At 64.9% G+C, this 19979-nt stretch carries 15 protein-coding genes; 10 read left to right on the top strand and 5 right to left on the bottom strand.

Translation table 11 applies throughout. The features are described from left to right. Positions 1–74: 74 nt before the first annotated feature. From AC1RMG_RS21620 to AC1RMG_RS21610, 3 genes are read right to left on the bottom strand one after another with little or no spacing between them, the layout of a single operon-like run. Entirely contained in the window at positions 75–1466 is a 1392-nt protein-coding gene (locus AC1RMG_RS21620; protein WP_493170209.1) for an efflux transporter outer membrane subunit, read from the bottom strand. 7 nt (positions 1467–1473) lie between these two features. Continuing rightward, a complete protein-coding gene (locus AC1RMG_RS21615) occupies positions 1474–3447 on the bottom strand; it encodes a MacB family efflux pump subunit (RefSeq protein ID WP_493170207.1) in 1974 nt (657 codons plus the stop codon). Then, a complete protein-coding gene (locus AC1RMG_RS21610; RefSeq protein WP_493170205.1) occupies positions 3448–4620 on the bottom strand; it encodes an efflux RND transporter periplasmic adaptor subunit in 1173 nt (390 codons plus the stop codon). 326 nt (positions 4621–4946) lie between these two features. Between AC1RMG_RS21610 and AC1RMG_RS21605 the strand changes: the two genes are divergently transcribed. The 5 genes from AC1RMG_RS21605 (at position 4947) to AC1RMG_RS21585 (ending at position 11926) form a co-directional block, all read left to right on the top strand. Further along, positions 4947–5429, top strand: a complete 483-nt coding sequence (locus tag AC1RMG_RS21605; protein WP_026020154.1) for a sigma-70 family RNA polymerase sigma factor — start codon at positions 4947–4949, stop codon at positions 5427–5429. 149 nt (positions 5430–5578) lie between these two features. Then, entirely contained in the window at positions 5579–6916 is a 1338-nt protein-coding gene (locus AC1RMG_RS21600) for a lysine N(6)-hydroxylase/L-ornithine N(5)-oxygenase family protein (RefSeq protein ID WP_011062360.1), read from the top strand. A gap of 548 nt (positions 6917–7464) precedes the next feature. Next, a complete protein-coding gene (mgtA, locus tag AC1RMG_RS21595; RefSeq protein WP_011062359.1) occupies positions 7465–10230 on the top strand; it encodes a magnesium-translocating P-type ATPase in 2766 nt (921 codons plus the stop codon). A 204-nt stretch (positions 10231–10434) separates the two neighbouring features. Next, a complete protein-coding gene (locus tag AC1RMG_RS21590) occupies positions 10435–11151 on the top strand; it encodes an MgtC/SapB family protein (protein WP_015636409.1) in 717 nt (238 codons plus the stop codon). A 328-nt stretch (positions 11152–11479) separates the two neighbouring features. Next, positions 11480–11926 (top strand): ANTAR domain-containing protein, encoded by a 447-nt coding sequence (locus AC1RMG_RS21585; protein WP_072452503.1) that lies wholly within the window; start codon positions 11480–11482, stop codon positions 11924–11926. A gap of 76 nt (positions 11927–12002) precedes the next feature. On the opposite strand, the gene dkgB is transcribed toward AC1RMG_RS21585, so the two are convergent. Beyond that, on the bottom strand, positions 12003–12806 hold the full coding sequence (gene dkgB, locus AC1RMG_RS21580) for a 2,5-didehydrogluconate reductase DkgB (protein WP_072444609.1): 804 nt from the start codon (positions 12804–12806) through the stop codon (positions 12003–12005). Between the two features lie 221 nt (positions 12807–13027). Beyond that, positions 13028–13936, bottom strand: coding sequence for a LysR substrate-binding domain-containing protein (locus tag AC1RMG_RS21575; RefSeq protein WP_444434524.1), 909 nt, complete (start codon positions 13934–13936; stop codon positions 13028–13030). 97 nt (positions 13937–14033) lie between these two features. On the opposite strand from AC1RMG_RS21575, the gene AC1RMG_RS21570 reads away from it, so the two are divergent. From AC1RMG_RS21570 to AC1RMG_RS21550, 5 genes are all read left to right on the top strand, one after another. Beyond that, positions 14034–14909, top strand: coding sequence for a pirin family protein (locus tag AC1RMG_RS21570; protein WP_123472798.1), 876 nt, complete (start codon positions 14034–14036; stop codon positions 14907–14909). Between the two features lie 146 nt (positions 14910–15055). Beyond that, positions 15056–15682 (top strand): isochorismate family cysteine hydrolase YcaC, encoded by a 627-nt coding sequence (ycaC, locus tag AC1RMG_RS21565; protein WP_011062354.1) that lies wholly within the window; start codon positions 15056–15058, stop codon positions 15680–15682. A gap of 133 nt (positions 15683–15815) precedes the next feature. Further along, complete coding sequence (locus AC1RMG_RS21560) at positions 15816–17258, top strand: mechanosensitive ion channel family protein (RefSeq protein ID WP_019094668.1); 1443 nt, start codon at positions 15816–15818, stop codon at positions 17256–17258. A gap of 356 nt (positions 17259–17614) precedes the next feature. Next, positions 17615–18787, top strand: coding sequence for an acyl-CoA dehydrogenase family protein (locus AC1RMG_RS21555; RefSeq protein ID WP_493170201.1), 1173 nt, complete (start codon positions 17615–17617; stop codon positions 18785–18787). Then, positions 18784–19977 (top strand): acyl-CoA dehydrogenase family protein, encoded by a 1194-nt coding sequence (locus AC1RMG_RS21550; protein ID WP_262212547.1) that lies wholly within the window; start codon positions 18784–18786, stop codon positions 19975–19977. The genes AC1RMG_RS21555 and AC1RMG_RS21550 overlap by 4 nt, the downstream gene beginning before the upstream one ends. Positions 19978–19979 lie beyond the last annotated feature (2 nt).

Raw genomic sequence — 19979 nt, 5'->3', positions numbered from 1 at the left:
GGGGATTCTAAGCGATTTCACGCTCGACCGCTGCGCCGGGCGCGGGAGTGACCGGGCCGGGCACTCCCGCCGTGTCAGTGGCTCCAGCCGCCCCCCAGGGCCTTGTACAGGGCAATGCTCGACTGCAGGCGCGACAGCCGCAGTTGCACGTTCTGGTCCTGGGCGGTGTACAGGGTGCGCTGGGTTTCCAGGACGGTCAGCATGTCTTCGGCGCCGGCCTGATAGCGGCTCTGGGCGATCTCGAAGGCGCGCTGCGCCTGGTTCAGCTCTTCGCTCTGCCACTGGCGCTGCTGGTCCAGTCCGCGAATGCTGTTGAGGGCTTTTTCCACATCGGCAAAACCATTGATGATCGCCCCGCGATAAGTCTCCAGCAGCTCTTGCTGGCGCGCTGTGGCCCTGTCCCGTTCGGCGCTCAGGCGCCCGTTGTTGAAGATCGGCGCCACCAGCCCGGAGGTGAGGTTGTAGAAGGGATTGCGCAAGACATTGCCCAGCTTGTCGGCGTTCGAACCCAGGTTGGCGGTCAGGGTCAGGGTCGGCAGCATGGCCGCCCGCGCCACTTTGACATCGGCCTGGGCCGCCGCCAGCCGGGCCTCGGCACCGGCGATATCGGGACGGCGGGTCAGCAGTTCGCTGGGCACCCCGGCATCGATGGTCGGCCAGTTCAATTGGGCAAAGGGCTGGTCGTTCAGTTTCAGGCTCTGTACCGGCCGGCCCAGCAGGGTGGCGAGGGTGATCTGCGCCTCTTCGGCCTGCTGTTGCACCAGGGGCACCTGGCGTTGCTGGGCGGCCACCAGGCTTTTCTGCTGGGCCAGTTCCAGGGCGGTGGCCGAGCCGGAGTCATAGCGGGTCTGCACCAGTTGCAACACGTTCTGCGCATTGGCCAGGTTGAGTTCGGCGATACGGCTCTGTTCCCGCAACGACAGGACCTGGGCATAGCTGTTGGCCACGCCGCTGAGCAGGGTCAGCTCAACGGTGGCCTGGTCGAATTCGCTGGCCTGGACTCCGAGCAGGGCGCTGTCGTAGGCGGCGCGGCGACCACCCCAGAAGTCGACTTCATAGGTGGCGCTCAGGCCCGCGTCGAACGAGTTCGTGACCTTGCTGTTGCTGCTGGAATCGAGCTGGCTGGAGTCGTTGCCCCGCAACTGTTTTCTGCGGCTGGCGTTGAAGGTGCCATTGACGCTGGGCAGCAGCGGTGCCCCGGCGACGATGGCACTGGCCTGGGCCTGGCGGACCCGGGCCATGGCGGCGGCCAGGTCATGGCTGCCGGCCCGGGCTTCGGCGATCAGTTGGTCCAGCTCCGGGCTGCCGAAACGGGTCCACCAGCGCAGGTCTTGCTGCCGGTCGCCCTGGCTGGCGGGAGAGTGCCAGGACGCCGGTGCTTGCAGGCCGCTTTCCGGGCGCGGCGCCGGGCTGCTGCAGGCCGCCAGCAAAATACTGGCGGCCAGGAGGGTCAGGTGCACTTTCATAGATCGATCATTCACTGGTAAGGGCCGTGACCGGGTCGAGCCGGGCAGCTTTGCGGGCCGGCATGAAGCCGAAGATGACGCCGGTGACCAGGGCGCAGGCGAAGGCGCCGAGCACTGCGGCCAGGGAGAAGGCCACCGCCACCTCGCTGAGAATCAGGATGCCACCGATGATCAGGGCCACGCCGATGCCGGCCAGGCCGCCGACCACCGAAAGCATCACTGCTTCAGTGAGGAACTGGCGCAGGATGTCGCGCTGGCGGGCACCGGTGGCCATGCGGATACCGATTTCCCGGGTGCGTTCGCGCACGGTCATGAGCATGATGTTCATCACCCCGATGCCGCCCACCAGCAGCGAGATCGCGGCGATGGCGCCGAGCATCAGCGACAGGGTGTTCTGGGTCCGGGCCTCGGCCTGGATCATCGCGGCGTTGTTGGTCAGTTCGAAGTCGCGCTTGCCACCGTGCATGCGCAGCATCAGTTCATCGATCTCCTGTTCGGTCTGCTTGACCCGGCTGGCATCGGCGGCGGCGATCGCCACGTACTGCGGGTTGTGGTCGCCGAACAGGCGGATGCTGGCGGCGGAGTAGGGCACGGCGATGCGGTCGTCACTGTCGCTGTCGCCGGAGCTGGCGCCTTTTTCCGAGAGTACGCCGACCACCTGGAACGGCACGTTTTCGATGAGGATGTACTGGCCGATGGGGTTGGCCACGTCCTTGAGGAGCTTTTCCCGGACCTTGTGGCCAATCACCGCCACTGCCGCCGCCGAGCGTTCGTCGGCCTCGCTGAAGTAGCTGCCCTGGGCCACGGGCCAGTTGAAGATCTCCGGGAAGTTGGTGTCGTTGCCGCCGACAAAACTCACGTAGTCGGCGTTGCCGAAACGCACCCCGGCCTTGGCGCCGTTGACCGCCATGATCCGTTTCACCTGGGGCAGGTTGGCCAGGGCGGCGACGTCATCCAGGGTGACGATGCCTTCCGGGGTGCGCGGGTTGGGCGAGTAGCCGCTCAGGTAAATGATGTTCGAGCCAAACGCCCCCATCTGCGCCATCACCTGGCGCTTGCTGCCTTCGCCCACCGCCAGCATCACCACCACCGAGGCCACGCCGATGATGATCCCCAGCAGGGTCAGGGCGGTGCGGAAGCGGTTGATCCACATCACCCGCCAGGCGGCCTGTATGGCTTCCAGCAGTTCGCCTTTCCAGGCACCGGTGGGCTCGCTGCCGTCGGCCAGGCGCTGGCGCAGGTCCACGGCTTGCAGGGCGCCGGCGTTGGCGCTCAGTTGTACCGAGGGATCGCTGGTGGCGGTGTCGCTGATGATCTCGCCGTCGCGGATCTCGATGATGCGCTTGGCCCGGGCCGCCACTTCGCGGTCGTGGGTGATGAGGATCACCACGTGGCCCTGGCTGGCCAGTTCGTCCAGCAGGGCCATGACTTCGGCGCCGCTGTGGCTGTCCAGGGCGCCGGTGGGTTCGTCGGCGAGGATGATGTGGCCGCCGTTCATCAGGGCGCGGGCGATGGATACCCGTTGCTGCTGGCCACCGGACAATTGATGCGGGCGGTTGCCGCTGCGGCTGGCCAGGCCCAGGCGCGCCAGCAGGGCGGCGGCGCGGGCGTGACGTTCGGCGGTCGGGGTGCCGGCGTAGATGGCCGGCATCTCGACGTTTTCCTGGGCCGAGGCCGAGGGGATCAGGTGGTAGCCCTGGAACACGAAGCCAAAGGCTTCGCGGCGTAGCCAGGCCAGTTCGTCGCTGTCCAGGTGAGCCACGTTCTCCCCGGCGAACAGGTACTCGCCCGAGGTCGGGCGGTCCAGGCAACCGAGGATGTTCATCAGCGTCGACTTGCCGGAGCCCGAGGCGCCGACGATGGCGACGAACTCGCCGGCGTGGATCGACAGGTCGATGCCCCGCAGGACATCGACCTGCGGGCTGTCGCCGCCGCCGTAGGATTTGCGGATGTTCCTGAGGTCGATCAGAGGCGTCTGCATTCAACCCCCGCTGCTGTTGGCCGGGCCGATCAGCAGATGATCACCTTCGTTCAAGCCGTCGAGGATCTGGATGCGCAGGCGGTCGCTGATGCCGACCCGGACCTTGCGTTCGTCGATCGAGCCGTTCTTGGCCACTACCCGAGCCATCTGCAGGTCCGGCTCGGTACTGCCGTGCAGGGCGGCGATGGGGGCAGTGAGCACATTTTTTGCCTGATTGGCGACGAAGAACACCTGGGTGGTCATTTCCGCCATCAGGGCGTTGTCGGCGTTGTCCACGTCCAGCAGCACGGTGTAGAGCACCACCCGGCCGCTGCCGCTCTTGCTGGTGCTGTTGGGGCTGCCGCTGCCCTGGCTGGATTCGTTGAGGGGCTTGGGCGGGATCGGCAGGATCTGCCGCACAGTGCTGGTCCAGCGTCGGTTGCCGCCGCTCAGGGTGGTGAAGTAGGCGTGCATGCCGGGTTTGACGTGGCCGATATCGGCTTCCGAGACTTCGGCCCAGACGGTCATGGGCGAGAGCTTGGCGATGCGCAGGATCAGCGGGGTCTGCTGCTGGGCGTTGAGGGTCTGGCCTTCGCGGGCGTCCACCGCGACCACGGTGCCGGACATGGGCGCATAGATGCGCGTGTAGCCCAGTTCGGCCTGGTCGCTGCGCAGGCTGGCCTGGGCCTGGCGGATCTGCGCCTTGTACATGTCGATCCGCGCCTGGGTGGCCTTGAGTTCGGCCTGGGCGGTCTGTACGTCTTCCTCGCGGGTGGCGCCGCCGGCCTTGAGGTTCTGCTGGCGCTGGTACTTCTGCCGGGCCAGCTGGTTCTGGGCGTACTGCTCCTGCAACTGGGCCTGTAGGTTCTCGATGGAGAAACGGCTGGCGTCGAGTTTTGCCTGTTGGGTGGAGGGGTCGATCTCCACCAGCAACTGGCCTTCCTTGACCTGATCACCGGATTCGACGTGGATCTTGCGGATCTGCCCGGACGCCTGGGCGCCCACATCCACGTAGCGTCGTGGCTGCAAGGTGCCCAGGGCGGTGACGCTGCTTTCTATATCGCCGCGGCTCACTTGCACGGTGGTGAACTGGTCACGGCCTGCCGGGATGAACTTCCAGGCAGCGATGGCAACAAGGGGGATCACACACAGTGCGGCAAGCAGGGCGCGTCGGGTAGGGCGAGGACGTTTCATGCAGGGTTCCGGCCAGGGGATATCGGCCCGTCACAACGGCCAGCTGCACAAGGGGCAGCCAGGCTTGGGGCTGCCGCAGGAACGGCAGAGACGGGGAGCTGTCAGGTAAACGAGATGCCGGGGGGGGAATTTAACTGCCGACACATGGCGTTACAGCTGTCGGAACACTGAAAATAAACCCACCGCGGTGCTGCGCTACTTTAAATCTATATGAGAATTACTATAAATTACGCCGCTACTAAACAGCCATCACGAATTACCGGGTGCAATCGGCCATGGCCGGACTTGCTCAAGGACAGAACCGCCCCAGTGGGCGCTCGGGAGCCCTGTTGGAAAACTACTATCGCGAGCTGATGTGCTTCCTCAACGCCAAACTGGGCAATCGCCAGGTGGCCGAGGATGTGGTGCATGACGCTTATGTGCGGGTCCTGGAGCGCTCCAGCGATACCCCCATCGAGCAGCCGCGGGCGTTTCTCTATCGCACGGCCCTGAACCTGGTGATCGACGGCCATCGGCGCAATGCCTTGCGCCAGTCCGAGCCCCTGGAGGTGCTGGACAACGAAGAGCGTTACTTCAACCCTTCGCCGCAGACCAGCCTGGATCACGGCCAGCGCCTGGAAATGCTGCAACGGGCCCTGGCCGAGCTGCCCCGGCTGTGTCGCGAGAGCTTCCTGCTGCGCAAGCTCGAAGGCCTGTCCCACCCGCAGATCGCCGAACAGCTGGGGATTTCCCGCAGCCTGGTGGAGAAACACATCGTCAATGCCATGAAGCATTGCCGGTCGCGCCTGCGCCAGTGGGATGCTCAATAACGCGTTGCCGTTGAGACGTATTTAGTTAAATTTTTTTTCATTGTCCTCGTCCCTACTCAACAGACGATCTGCTGTCCTGCATGGGCCAGTCGGGTCACCGTGACACTTTATCCCCCGCGTTGAGGCGGTTTATCCAGAGGACACTGGAAATGACACAGGCAATTGCATCGGCCCACGTTCACGATTTGATCGGTATCGGTTTCGGCCCCTCGAACCTGGCGCTGGCCATTGCGCTGGAGGAGCGCGGGCAGGAGCACGGTCCGCTGGACGCGTTGTTCCTCGACAAGCAGGCTGACTATCGCTGGCACGGCAACACCCTGGTAACCCAGAGCGAACTGCAGATTTCCTTCCTCAAGGACCTGGTGACCCTGCGCAACCCCACCAGCCCCTATTCCTTCGTCAACTACCTCAAGCACCACGGGCGCCTGGTGGACTTCATCAACCTGGGCACCTTCTATCCATGCCGCATGGAGTTCAACGACTACCTGCGCTGGGTGGCCGGGCATTTCCAGGAACACAGCCGCTACGGCGAAGAAGTGCTGGCCATCGAGCCAGTGCTGCACAACCAGCAGGTCGAGGCGTTGCGGGTGATTTCCCGGGATGCCCAGGGCAGCGAACTGGTGCGCACCACCCGTTCGGTGGTGGTCAGTGCCGGCGGCACGGCGCGGGTTCCGGAAACCTTCAAGGGGCTCAAGGGCGATGCGCGGGTGTTCCACCATTCCCAGTACCTGGAACGCATGGCCAGCCAGCCCTGTGTCAGTGGCAAACCGATGAACATCGCCATCATCGGCGGCGGGCAGAGCGCGGCAGAAGCCTTCATCGACCTCAACGACAGTTTCCCTTCGGTGCAGGCCGACATCATCATGCGCGGTTCGGCACTCAAGCCGGCGGATGACAGCCCGTTCGTCAACGAAGTGTTCTCCCCGGCCTTCACCGACCTGGTGTTCCAGCAGACCGGCAGTGAGCGCGAGCGCCTGGTCAGCGAGTACCAGAACACCAACTATTCGGTGGTGGACATCGACCTGATCGAGCGCATCTACGGGATTTTCTACCGGCAGAAGGTTTCCGGCATCGCGCGCCACACCTTCCGCACCATGACCACGGTGGAGAAGGCCACCGCTACCGACCTGGGCATCGAGCTGATCCTGCGCAACAGTGCCAGCGGCGAGCGCGAAGTACGTCACTACGATGCGGTGGTGCTGGCCACCGGCTACGAGCGGCAGATGCATCGTCAACTGCTGGCGCCGCTGCAGGCCTACCTGGGTGACTTCGAGGTGGACCGCAATTACCGCCTGGTGACCGACGAGCGCTGCAAGGCCGGCGTCTACATGCAGGGCTTCAGCCAGGCGAGCCATGGCCTGAGCGACACCTTGCTGTCGGTGCTGCCGATCCGTGCCCAGGAGATTGCCGATTCGCTCTACGAACACGGCAAGAGCCGCGGTCACAGCCGTTCGGTGCGTGACATGCTGCTGGCCACCGCCAGCTGATCGGCGCCACCTCCGTTCTTGCGGACCTCTTCGCCGGCAAGCCGGCTCCTGCCATTCGGGGCTATCCCGGGTGTTTTTTGTAGGAGCCGGCTTGCCGGCGAAGGCATTCCTGAACCTTGGCTGAAGAACTTTTCGATTCCCTCTGCCAGGGTTTCCCTCCGGTTTACTCTGCAAATAGTGCGGCGTAAGCTGCGCGCGTTTTCAATCAGTGGAGGCCCAGTGTGGGTACTTGTTCGAGTGACAGGAGTCGGCCGGTTTCAGTAACCGGCGCAGTCCCGGCAAGATAGCGCGCAGCCTTTTTCCTGCCGCTGTCTCGCCGTCCAGCGAGATGCGGCATCCCGATCGCGAACTTCTATGGTTCGCTTCCCGACGCCACTTCCTGGCGACTTCTATTTCCCCTTCGACCCGGCCGGCTGCCGTGTCGTGGTGGCATCGACGCGCAGGTCCAGGACCTGCGGATCAGGCATGCATGGAGGATTACCCTCCGGCAACGCCCGATCGTACCTGCCTGCGGTTTTCCCTACGCCGTTGCTGCAGGAGTCATCACCATGAAGCTCACCCTGTTGAAAGAGTTCTTTGCCGGCTTCCTGCGGACCCGGCATTTCGCCCGGCACTTCCGCCGCCTGGCACTGCTGGAAAGTTTCAGCGATGCCAGCGTCAGTCGCGACGTGCCGCCGACCCTGGCGCAAACCCTGGTGGCGGCGGCCAACAGCGATGCCGCGCAACTGCTGGACCAGCTCGGCAGCCACACCGACGGCCTCAGCACCGAGGAGGCCGATGCCCTGCGTGAGCGTCACGGCCTCAACGAGGTCGAGCACGAGCAGGCGCTGCCCTGGTGGACCCACCTGTGGCACTGCTACAAGAACCCCTTCAACCTGCTGCTGACCCTGCTGGCGGTGATTTCCTGGCTGACCGAAGACATGAAGGCGGCCACGGTGATCTTCTCCATGGTGGTGCTCTCGACCCTGCTGCGCTTCTGGCAGGAGGCCAAGTCGAACAAGGCCGCCGATGCCCTCAAGGCCATGGTCAGCAACACCGCCACGGTCATGCGCCCAGGGTCGGCGCCCCAGGCCGCGCCGATGCTCGGCCGCCTGCTGGGGGCCGCCGCCGAGGTCAAGGGCGCTCAGCGCATCGAGTTGCCGATCAAGCAACTGGTGCCCGGCGACCTGATCGTGCTCTCGGCCGGCGACATGATTCCCGCCGACTGCCGGGTGCTCAGCGCCAAGGACTTGTTCGTCAGCCAGGCGGCCATGACCGGCGAATCCATGCCGGTGGAGAAATTCCCCCGCCAGCAGGACGCCGACACCAGCAACCCCCTGGATCTGGACAACATCCTGTTCATGGGCACCAACGTGGTCTCCGGTTCCGCCACGGCGGTGATCCTGACCACCGGCAACAGCACTTATTTCGGCGCCCTGGCCCAGCGTGTCAGCGCCACCGACCGCGCGCCCACCTCGTTCCAGAGCGGGGTCAACAAGGTCAGCTGGCTGCTGATCCGCTTCATGTTCGTCATGGCGCCCCTGGTGCTGTTCATCAACGGCTTCACCAAGGGCGACTGGATGGAGGCGCTGCTGTTCGCCCTGTCGATCGCCGTCGGCCTGACCCCGGAAATGCTGCCGATGATCGTCACCTCGACCCTGGCCAAGGGCGCGGTGTTCCTGTCGCGCAAGAAGGTCATCGTCAAGCGCCTGGACGCGATCCAGAACTTCGGCGCCATGGACGTGCTGTGCACCGACAAGACCGGCACCCTGACCCAGGACAAGATCTTCCTGGCGCGGCACGTGGACGTCTGGGGCGAGGATTCCGACGACGTGCTGGAAATGGCCTACCTCAACAGCTACTACCAGACCGGGCTGAAGAACCTGCTGGACGTGGCGGTACTGGAGCACGTCGAAGTGCACCGCGAGCTCAAGGTCGGCACGGCATTCCAGAAGGTCGATGAAATCCCCTTCGATTTCACCCGCCGGCGCATGTCGGTAGTGGTGGCGGAACAGGACCGGCCGCACCTGCTGATCTGCAAGGGGGCGGTGGAGGAAGTGCTGGCGGTGTGCCGCAATGTACGCCACGGCGAAGCCGAGGAAGCCCTGACCGAGAGCCTGCTGGCGCGGATCCGCCAGGTGACCGCCGACCTCAACGAAGAGGGGCTGCGGGTGGTGGCGGTGGCCGCGCGGCCGATGATCGACGGGCGCGATACCTACAGCCTGGCGGACGAGTGCGAGCTGACCCTGATCGGCTACGTGGCATTCCTCGACCCGCCCAAGGAAAGCACTGCGCCGGCCCTCAAGGCCCTGGCCGAACATGGCGTGGCGGTGAAAGTGCTGACCGGTGACAACGAACTGGTGACGGCGAAGATCTGCCGCGAAGTGGGCCTGGAGCAGCAGGGCCTGCTGATGGGCAACGACATCGAGCGCATGAGCGACGAGCAACTGGCCCAGGCGGTGGAAACCACCAACGTGTTCGCCAAGCTGACCCCGACCCACAAGGAGCGCATTGTCCGCCTGCTCAAGGCCAACGGCCACGTGGTGGGCTTCATGGGCGACGGCATCAACGACGCCCCGGCGCTGCGCACCGCCGACATCGGTATTTCCGTGGACAGCGCGGTGGACATCGCCAAGGAAGCGGCGGACATCATCCTCCTGGAAAAGAGCCTGATGGTGCTGGAGGAGGGCGTGCTGGAAGGGCGCCGGACGTTCGCCAACATGCTCAAGTACATCAAGATGACCGCCAGCTCGAACTTCGGCAACGTGTTCTCGGTGCTGGTGGCCAGTGCCTTCATTCCGTTCCTGCCGATGCTGCCGATGCACCTGCTGGTGCAGAACCTGCTGTACGACATTTCCCAGATCGCCATTCCCTTCGATAACGTCGATGAGGAAATGCTGAAAAAACCCCAGCGCTGGCAGCCGGCGGATGTGGGGCGGTTCATGCTGTTCTTCGGGCCTATCAGCTCGATCTTCGACATCACCACCTTTGCCCTGATGTGGTACGTGTTCGACGCCAATACCCCGGACCACCAGACGCTGTTCCAGTCCGGCTGGTTCGTGGTGGGGCTGCTGACCCAGACCCTGATCGTGCACATGATCCGCACGCCGAAGATTCCGTTTTTGCAGAGCCGCGCGGCCATGCCGTTGATGGTGATGACCGGCGTCATCATGGCGGTGGGGATCTTCCTGCCGATGGGCCCGCTGGCGCACTACTTCAAGCTGCAGGCGCTGCCGTCGCTGTACTTCGTGTTCCTGCCGCTGATCCTGCTGGCCTACATGGCCCTGACCCAGGCGGTGAAGGGCTTCTACGTGCGGCGCTTCGGCTGGCAGTAATGCTGCCCTGTAGGAGCCAGCTTGCTGGCGAAGGCTTTCTTGCCAGCGAGAGTTACCCCGCGGGCGAAGGCGTCCTCACGGGCCTCTTCGCTGGCAAGCCAGCTCCTACGGTCAGCCGTGCATCACGGCAGGCCATGAGACGTTCATGGACCGCTGCTAGAGTCCTCTGGTGCCATTCATGCCCTTCGCTCAAGGACAGTCGCCATGCAAGCCCTGCACAACATCAACCTGGACTCGCTGATCGATACCCTGGTCAGCCTCAGCGCCGCCTTTATCCTCGGGGGCCTGATCGGCTTCGAACGCCAGTACCGCCAGCGCACCGCGGGTTTGCGCACCAATGTGCTGGTGGCGGTGGGGGCCGCGATCTTCGTCGACATGGCCAACCGCCTGGGGGGCGCCGAAGGGGCGGTGCGGGTGGTGGCCTACGTGGTCTCCGGCATCGGCTTTCTCGGCGCCGGGGTGATCATGCGCGAGGAGGGTAATGTCCGTGGGCTGAATACCGCCGCCACCCTCTGGGCCTCGGCGGCGGTGGGGGCCTGCGCCGGTGCCGACCTGATCCTCGAGGCACTGCTGGGCACCCTGTTCGTGCTGGCCGCCAATACCCTGCTGCGGCCCATCGTCAACAACATCAACCGCCAGCCCCTGGACGTGGTGTCCGCCGAGGTCACCAATATCGTCTACGTGATCGCCCACCGCTCGAAGCAGAAGGCAGTGTTCGCCCTGCTGGAAGCGGAGCTGGCGCGCTGCAACTACCCCGCCAGCGACGTTGATGTGCACGCCTTCGGTACGGAGGATGTGGAGATCGAGGCGACCCTGGCGACCACCTCGGTGGACGGTGACGAACTGGATGCGCTGGTGGCCCGGCTGTCCACATCGCCCTGGGTGCAGCAGGCGTTCTGGAGCCCGAGCACCACCGAATGAGCATTTTTCGCCTCCGCCCAGGGGAGGCATGAGATACGGCTCGGTTTCTCTCGGAAGGGGCTTACCGGACAACAAGACTTTTCCGCGGGCTGGCCCCTGCTAAAAGCCGTGGCCGGTGGTTATGGTAGGGCACGGTTGCACAGCGGGGCTGGAGGACGAGCCGCGAGCGCCAGGCGGCTGGGGTAGAGCGCCGTCCGCCGGGGCGCCCTCGGCAGCGACTTTCAGGTTGTTCCTAGAGCCAACCTCCACGCACTGGCTTAGCCTTCCAGCGGCCCGGGAGTAGGGCCGGTATTCGCAGTGCCGAAGTCTTGTCAGCAGGATCAGAAAAATGTCCAACAGAGCATTGCGCATATTGATTGCCGATGATCAGCACTTTCGTCGCATGCAGATCGAAAGAGCCCTGAATCAACTGAACTATTACCGAGTGGCCCCGGTGCACAGGCTGGAGGAACTGCTGACGCTGGTGGAGTATTCCTGCGAGTCGTTCGACCTGCTGATCATCAACGCCAACCTGGCTGTCCGCAGCGATTTCGACCTGCTGGCTTTCTGCCTGGACCACCCGCATATCGAGCAAGCCCTGATCTACGGCAGCCAGCATCTTGCAGCCACTTCCGGCAGCCGGTGGTGCAAGGTGCATGTCAGCCCGGCCGAATGGCCGGACAGCGCGGCGATCAAGCGCCTGATGCTGTGGGTGGACCCGCCATTGCCCGATGCCGCCGGGCCTTCCCGGCAGCGGCTGGCGCAGTTGCATGGCCATTGGGGCAGCCCGAACTGACCGAGGTTTGCGCACCCCACGCCAAACGGCATCCCCAGGGATGCCGTTTGGCGTTTTTGTCAGCGCCGTTCGCGCTTCAGTCCCACTGCGGGGCAATGCCTGCCGGGCTGGTCAGGCGTTGGCCGCGCTCCAGGCCGGCGATGCTCTCAAGCTCCGCGCTGCTCAGGGTCAAGGCGCAGGCTGCGAGGTTGCCTTGCAGGTTGGCCCGGCGGGTGGAGGAGGGGATCACCGCATAGCCCGACTGCATGGCCCAGGCCAGCACCACCTGGGCCGGGGTGGCCTGGCGTGCCTGGGCGATCTGCAGGATCAGTGGGTCCTTGAGCACTTCGCCATAGGCCAGGGTCATGTAGGAGGTGATGTGAATGCCCTGGCTGCGGGCGAATTCCACCACCTTGCGGTTCTGCAGGTAGGGGTGCAATTCCACCTGGTGGCTGGCGATCTGCTCGGCCCCGACGGCATCAATGGCTTGCTGCAGCAAGGCATTGCTGAAGTTGGACACGCCGATCTGCCGGGTCAGGCCCTGGGTCTTGGCTTCCAGCAGGGCCTGCATGAACTCCGCCACCGGCACCTGGTTGTCTGGCGAGGGCCAGTGGATCAGGGTCAGGTCCAGGTAATCGGTGCGCAGCTTGTGCAGGCTTTCCTTGAGGCTGGGGATCAGGCGCTCCCGGGACAGGTTGGCGATCCAGATCTTGCTGGTGATGAACAGCTGGTCGCGGGGAATGCCGCTGGCGGCCACCGCGGCGCCGACATCGGCTTCGTTGTCGTAGATCTGCGCGGTATCGATGGCGCGATAGCCCAGTTCCAGGGCGCTGCTCAGGGAATCGATGAGCACCTGGCCCTGAAGGCGGAAGGTGCCGAGGCCAAAGGCGGGTACAGACATGGGTCACTCCGGGCATTGCAGTGGGATTGGCCGGCAGTATCCGTACCTGCGTCGCTGCGAAAAACCGCCGCCGGCACAAAGGAATATTGCCCCGCGTTCACGAATCCACCTGCCCCTGTAGGAACCCGCTTGCCGGCGAATCGTGCAACCCAGGCACGAACCCCACAGGGAGGCTGCCCAACCGCCACCGCCTGGCCGCTCCAGGCGCTTGCTTCTGAGCCTCAGGCCATGTCGCTGTGGCTGAATTCCTCCCCGAGAAAGTCGATCAGGCTGCGTACCGAAGGCAGCAGCCCTCGGCGCGAGGGGAAGATCGCATGCACGATGCCGCACCTTGGCGCCCAGTCGGGCACCAGTTCCAGCAGTCGCCCGGCCTCCAGGTCTTCACGCACCACCACCTTGGGCAGGTGGGCGATGCCGATGCCCGCCAGCACTGCATGGCGCAGCGCCAGCAGGTCGTCGGTGACCATCCGCGGTCGGTGGCGGATCAGTGCCTCGGCGCCGTCCGGGCCCAGCAATTGCCATTGATATTCACGTTGCGCCGCCCCCCAGTGCACGCTCGGCAAACCGCTGAGGTCGGCCGGTGTTGCCGGGACCGACAGGCGCTGGAGAAAACCCGGGTGGCCAACCAGGCACTGGGTGCTGTTGCCCAGCACCTTCATCACCAGGTCGGTGTTTTCCAGGGGCGGGAAGCGCACCCGCAGGGCGATGTCGAAGCCCTCGTGGATCAGGTCGACCCGGCGGTTGGTGCTCTCGATGAACAGTTCCACCAGGGGGTACTTGAGCATGAAGCGGGTAAGCATCGGCCCCACCCAGGAATTGAGCAGGGCGGTGGGGCAAGCCACGCGTACCAGCCCCTGGGGTTCGGAGCGGTTGCGTTCTATGACTTCCGCCGCGCCCTCGGCTTCCACCCGCATGGCCAGGCAGCGCTGGTAGTACTCCTGGCCGATCTCGGTCAGCGAACAGTGGCGGCTGGTGCGATGGATCAGGCGCACTCCAAGGCGTTCCTCCAACTGGGAAATCCGCCGGCTGAGCTTGGACTTGGGCATGTCCAGGGCCCGTCCCGCGGCGGCAAAGCCACGGTGCTCCACCACCTGGGTGAAGTAGTAGAGGGTGTTCAGATCTTCCAAGATCGTTCTCCAGATAGAACGCTAAGGGTGATTTTTGCAGTCTAGCGCGGCAAAGGTCTGAGTTTTAAGGTGTGTCCATCAGATAGTTCTGGAGGACGACATGAAAAACATCATCGGCATCTACACCAGTCCACGGCCCCATTGGGTCGGTGACGGCTTCCCGGTCCGTACCCTGTTTTCCTACGACAACCTGGGCCAGCACATCAGCCCGTTCCTGCTGCTGGATCACGCCGGCCCCGCGCAGTTCAGCCCCACCAGCGCCCGACGCGGCGTCGGCCAGCACCCCCATCGCGGTTTCGAAACCGTAACCATCGTCTATGACGGCGAGGTGGAACACCGGGATTCCACCGGCAGCGGCGGCAAGATCGGCCCTGGCGATGTGCAGTGGATGACCGCGGCCTCGGGGATCCTCCATGAGGAGTTCCATTCCACGGACTTCGCCCGGCGTGGCGGCAACCTGGAAATGGTCCAGTTGTGGGTCAACCTGCCGGCGAAGGACAAGCTCGCGGCGCCCGGTTACCAGACCATCGTTGCGGCGGACATCCCGCAGGTCCCGCTGCCGGGCGATGCCGGCAGCCTGCGCCTGATCGCCGGCGAGTTCGATGGCCACCGGGGCCCTGCACGGACCTTCACCCCGATCGACGTCTGGGACATCCGCCTGCAAGCCGGCAAGCACCTGGACCTGCCTCTGCATTCGGGGCGTAACAGCGCCCTGGTGGTATTGCGCGGCACGGTGCAGGTCAATGGCCAGGAGCTGGTGCGCGAAGGTCAGCTGGCGCTGCTGGAGCGTGACGGCCAGGACATCAGCCTGGAGGCCAACAACGACGCGATCGTGCTGTTGCTCAGCGGCGAGCCCATCGACGAACCCATCGTCGGCCACGGCCCGTTCGTGATGAACAGCGAAGAAGAAATTCATCAGGCCTTCGTCGATTTCCAATCGGGACGCTTCGGCCAGATGGACGCAACCGGTCACTGACCGGTTGCACTGGCGCGGCGGGCATCGGTCACCAGGCTTTGTCAGTCGCGTGCTACTCCCCGACGCCCGCCGTTACCCCGGCGGAGCGTGCCACGGGTTTCATCCAAGCCGGGTCTTCCGGCATCGATCATTAGCGAGGACTTCACATGACCACTGCATACAAGCGTCTGGACAAGGATAACGCCGCCGTTCTGCTGGTAGACCACCAGGCCGGCCTGCTGTCGCTGGTCCGCGATATCGAGCCCGATCGTTTCAAGAACAACGTGCTGGCCCTGGCCGACCTGGCCAAGTACTTCAAGTTGCCGACCATCCTCACCACCAGTTTCGAAACCGGCCCCAACGGCCCGCTGGTGCCGGAGCTCAAGGCGCTGTTCCCCGATGCGCCGTACATCGCCCGCCCGGGCCAGATCAATGCCTGGGACAACGAGGACTTCGTCAAGGCGATCAAGGCCACCGGCAAGAAGCAACTGATCATCGCCGGCGTGGTTACCGAAGTATGCGTGGCGTTCCCGGCGCTCTCGGCCCTGGAAGAAGGCTTTGAAGTGTTCGTGGTTACCGACGCTTCCGGCACCTTCAATGCCCTGACTCGCGATTCGGCCTGGAACCGCATGTCCAATGCCGGCGCCCAGTTGATGACCTGGTTCGGCCTGGCCTGCGAGCTGCACCGCGACTGGCGCAACGACATCGAAGGCCTGGGCACCCTGTTCTCCAACCACATCCCCGACTACCGCAACCTGATGACCAGCTACAACACCCTGACCCAGGGCCAGTAATCCCTGAGTCGCGGCGGGCCCTGCGCCCGTCGCCCGATCCCGGCCCGGGGCGCACGCCCCGGGCTTTTCCAGCTATACCTGCTCCTGCGTCTTTCGTGCGATCGTGCCGTCTTCGTCATGCCGGAGTGCCTCGATGTCTTCCCTGTTCAGCGATCATCCGTTGTTGGCCGCGCTGTTCCTGCTGTTCCTGGATATGCTGCTCTGGCGCCTGATCGGCAGCCGTGGCGACTACTGGAAGCTGGCGGTACGGGTGCTGATCTTTTCCCTCTACAGCCTGATGCTGTTCAACCAGGGCATGAACCCGATGCAGGCCGCGCCCTGGCCCGACGACGTGCCCCTGCACCTGGCCGCCACCGGCCTGGAAATTGGCTGGTGGCTGTTTGGCGCGCGGACCCTGACGGTGTTGCTGGGCACCCTGATGATGCAGCGGGTGGGGCATACCGGGCGCCTGCTGCAGGACCTGATGGGCGCGGTGATCTTCCTCATCGCCATCATCGCCGCCCTGGCCTATGTGCTGGAACTGCCGGTCAAGGGCGTGCTGGCCACCTCCGGGGCCTTGGCGATCATCGTCGGCCTGGCGCTGCAAAGCACCCTCAGCGACCTGTTTTCCGGGATCGTCCTCAACACCACCAAGCCCTACCAGATCGATGACTGGATCGCCATCGACGGCACCGAGGGGCGGGTGCTGGACATCGACTGGCGCGCCACCCGGCTGCAGACCTCCCAGGGCAGCATGGTGGTGATCCCCAACTCCCTGGCGTCCAAGGCCAAGATCACCAACTTCAGCCGGCCGGTGGATGTTCATGGCCTGTCGGTGAGCGTGCAGGTCAGCCCCCACGCGCGCCCGCAGAAAGTCATCGAGGCCCTGGAACGGGCCACCCTGGGCTGCCGCCTGCTGTTGAGCACCCCGGCGGCCAGCGTGGCGATGAAGAGCACCAGCAGCAGTGGCGCGGAATACGAGATCAGCGGTTTTGTCGCCGACATGGGGCACAAGCGCGAGGTGCGCAACCAGCTGTTCGACCTGGCCTTCCGCCATTTGCAGGCCAGCGGCATCGGCCTGCTGTCCGCCGCCGAGCCGGCCCAGGCGGCGACCCTGTCGCGGCCCCGGGCACTGCTGGACGCCTCGAGCATCTTTTCCACCCTGCGCCAGGATGAGAAGGACACCTTCAGCCAGAACATGCACCTGCAGACCTACCGTGCCGGCGAGACCATCCTGGCCCAGGGCGAGGTCAGCGATCACCTGTTCATCATCGAATCCGGGGTGGTTTCGGTGACCATGCAGCGCGACGGCAAGCCCTTCGAGGCCGGGCGCATGGGACCGGGGGAGGTCATCGGCGAAGCCGGCGTGGTGGCCGATCAAGCCACAGTGGCGCAGTTTGCGGCCAAGACCTTCTGCAGCCTCTACCGCATCGACAACGAGTTCCTCAAGCCCTGCCTGGATGCGCGCCACGACATCAACGAGGCCATGAAGAACCTCCTGGATTTTCGCCGGCACATGGCCCAGACCCTGTCCCAGGCTGCGCCCAAGCCAGTGCCCAGGAAGGGTTTCCTGCAATGGCTGCGCAGCCGCACCTGAGGCGCCGGCCACCCCAAGCCCCGGCCCAGCCCTGGCCTGACAATATCCCTGGCATCGCCGCATCTGCGCGTAGCCGTTCGCAGCCTGCGGCAGCGGCTACAAAAATCGCCGATCGGCCCTGGCCCTGTAGCCGCTGCTGAGCCTGCGAAACTGCGCAAAGGCCCGCAGGGCCTTGCCTGGCGATCTCCCGCCCTGGCCTGGACCGAAGTCATGAGCCGGCATGCCTGGATAGCCTGTTCGCGCATCGTCCATTCGGACTAGGCAAGGCTGACGATTATTCCTCGGGCGCGACTCGCCATAGTGGCTTGCGGCGCGGGTGTTGCCACCCGCCACCTTCAGCAAGCAAGGCGTGAGCGATGGACTTTGCATTCAGCGACGAGCAGGAAATGATTCGTGCGTCGGCCGAGGAGTTTCTCGCCGACGTTTCCACCAGCGGCGCCGTGCGTGCGGCCATGGCCAGCGAGCTGGGATATGACCCGGCGCTGTGGCAGCGCCTGTGCCGGGACCTGTGCTGGCCGGCAATTCATATTCCCGAAGAGTACGGCGGCCTGGGGCTGGGGTTCGTCGAGCTGGCGATCCTCCTGGAGCAGATGGGGCGCCGGCTGTTGTGCTCGCCATTCTTCGCCACCGCCTGCCTGGCCACTCCGGCCCTGCTTCTGGGAGCCTCGGCGGCGCAGAAGCAACGCTGGCTGCCGCGGATCGCCGAAGGTTCGCTCACCGCGACACTGGCCAGCAGCAGCGGTAATGGCTGGGGCGCTGGGCAGGTTCAGGTCAGTGCGCTGGCCGAAGGCGATGGCTACCTCCTCGATGGGGTGCTCGAACATGTGCCCGATGGCCACAGCGCGCAGCTGTTGATCATTGCCGCGCGCCACCCGCACAGCGTGGGCACCGACGGGATCAGCCTGTTCGCGGTGGAGGTCGGGCACCTGGCGATCCAGCGCCGGAGCCTGCCGACCCTGGACCAGACCCGGCGCCTGGGGCGCATCGAGCTGCGTCAGCTGTACCTGCCCGCAGAGCACCTGCTGGGGGACTACGGCACGGCCTGGCCGGTACTCGAACGGGTCTTGCAACTGGCCTGCATTGCCCAGGCGGCAGAGCAGGTCGGTGGTGCCCAGCAGGTCCTCGACCTGACTTTGGCTTACATGCAGGAGCGTCGCCAGTTTGGCCGTCCGATCGCCAGCTTCCAGGCCCTCAAACACCGCGCCGCCGACCTGATGCTGCAACTGGAGTGTGCCCGTTCGGCCGGCTACTACGCCGCTTGCGTGGGGCAAGAGGTGCTGGCCCCGGCAGGCGACGCCAAGGTGGCCGAGGAGTTGCCATTGGCCGCGGCCCTGGCCAAGGCCCAGTGCTCGGAAAGTTATTACCAGTGCGCTGCCGAATCGATCCAGTTGCACGGCGGCGTCGGTTTCACCTGGGAATACGATCCGCACCTGTACTTCAAGCGTGCCCGGGCCAGCGAGGCCTTTCTTGGCTCACCGGCGCTGCACCGCGAACAGATCGCCACACGGATTTTGGGGGAACAGTCATGAAGATCGGTTTCAGCCAAGAGGACGAGGCGTTTCGCCAGGAGGTGGCGCAGTGGCTGGCGGCCAACCTGTGCGGTGAGTTTGCCGCCTTGCGTTTTCGCGGCGGTCCGGGGGACGAACACAGTTTTCCCGAGGCACGCAAAGCCTGGGAGCGGCGCCTTGCCGAGGGGCGCTGGACCTGTGTCGGCTGGGCCGCGGAGCATGGCGGGCGCGGCCTGTCCATCAGCCGGCAGGTGATCTTCCATGAAGAATATGCCCGCGCCGGAGGGCCCGGACGCATGGGCCATATCGGCGAGGGCCTGGCGGGGCCGACCATCGCCGCCTTCGGTAACGAAGAACAGCAGCGCCGCCTGTTGCCGGGTATCCGCAATGGCACAACGTTCTGGTGCCAGGGCTATTCAGAGCCCGATGCCGGCTCCGATCTGGCCAACGTCAAGACTCGGGCCAGCCAGGACCCGGCGAGCGGCGACTGGTTGATCAAGGGGCAAAAGGTCTGGACCTCCCTGGCTCACGAAGCGGATTGGTGCTTTGTTCTGGCCCGCACCGAAGCCGGCAGCGTCGGCCATCAAGGGTTGTCGTTCCTGCTGGTGCCCATGGCTCAGCCCGGCGTGCTGGTACGCCCCATCGAACAGATGACCGGCACCTCGGAGTTCAACGAGGTGTTTTTCGATGACGCCCGCACCGCAGCCCAGAACATCGTCGGCCGTCCGGGCGAGGGCTGGAAGATCGCCATGGCTCTGCTGGGTTTCGAGCGCGGGGTTTCCACCCTGGGGCAGCAGATGCAGTTCCACAACGAATTGCAGCGGATCATCGATATTGCCCGCGGCAATGGCGCGGCCCGCGATCCGTTGCTGCGCCAGCGCCTGGCCGAGGCCTGGTGCGGCCTGCGGACCATGCGCTACAACTCGCTGCGCATGCTCAGCGGCCCTCAGGACGGCAGCCTGAGCCGCGAGGCCAGCATCTACAAACTGTTCTGGTCCACCTGGCATGCGCGCCTCGGCAAACTGGCGATGGACGTGCTCGGCGCCGACGCCGAACTGCTACCGGGAGCGCCTTATGCACTAAGTCCCGAGCAAGCGCTGTTCCTGTTCTCCCGTGCCGACATGCTTTACGGCGGCAGCAATGAAATCCAGCGCAACATCATCGCCGAGCGCGCCCTGGGCATGCCCCGGGAACCGCGCGCGGGTTCTTGATC

The sequence above is a fragment of the Pseudomonas sp. GW822-FHT04H02 genome (assembly GCF_058800645.1).
Note: the sequence above shows the minus strand (reverse complement) of the source record. Positions and strands in the feature narration are given on the sequence as shown.